The sequence below is a fragment of the Enterococcus spodopteracolus genome (assembly GCF_030441955.1).
GTDB classification, from domain to species: domain Bacteria; phylum Bacillota; class Bacilli; order Lactobacillales; family Enterococcaceae; genus Enterococcus_B; species Enterococcus_B spodopteracolus.
On record NZ_JARJHD010000053.1, the window covers coordinates 1 to 863 of the forward strand.

Consider the following 863-nt stretch of genomic DNA (forward strand, 5'->3'; position numbering starts at 1 on the left):
TTCCCATGGTTTTTTAGTCATAAAACTCTCCATTTTGATAGGTTGCATGCTAGATGCTGATATATTTTAGAGGTGATAAAATTAACTGCTTAACTGTCAATGTAATACAAGTTGTTTGATCTTTGCAATGATTCTTATCAGAAACCATATAGTAAATTAGTTACACAGGAAATTTTTAATATTATTATTATCATTCATTATGTATTAAAATTAGAGTTGTGGCTTGGCTCTGCTAACACGTTGCTCATAGGAGATATGGTAGAGCCGCAGACACGTCGTATGCAGGAACGTGCTGCGGCTGGCTGGTGAACTTCCGATAGTGCGGGTGTTGAATGATTTCCAGTTGCTACCGATTTTACATATTTTTTGCATGAGAGAATTTGTACCACCTCCCACCGACCATCTATGACTGTACGCCACTGTCCCTAGGACTGCTATGTGCCGGAGCGGACATTACAAACGTCCTTCTCGGTGCATGCCACTGTTGCCAATGACCTGCCTAGGAATTGGTTAGCAAGTTACTACCGGATTTTGTAAAAACAGCCCTCCTCATATAAAAAGTATTCGTTCACTTCCGATAAGCGTCGTAATTTTCTATCTTTCATCATATTCTAGATCCCTCTGAAAAAATCTTCCGAGTTTGCTAGGCACTGATACATAACTCTTTTCCAATAATTGGGGAAGTCATTCAAATCTATAATAGGTTTCAGATTTGCTTCAATAAATTCTGACTGTAGCTGCTGAAACGTTGCGGTTGAACTATATTTCCTTATAACTTTTACGAAAGAGTTTCTTTGAGTAATCACTTCACTCAAGTGCTTCCCTGCCTCCAAACGATACCTGTTAGCAATATTTAATAGCTT

The 863-nt window shown here is 38.5% G+C and carries 1 protein-coding gene; it reads right to left on the reverse strand.

The features are described 5' to 3' along the window. Positions 1-611 precede the first annotated feature (611 nt). Positions 612-863: hypothetical protein (locus P3R27_RS14400; RefSeq protein ID WP_438839297.1), on the reverse strand; the 252-nt coding region annotated here is incomplete at its 5' end.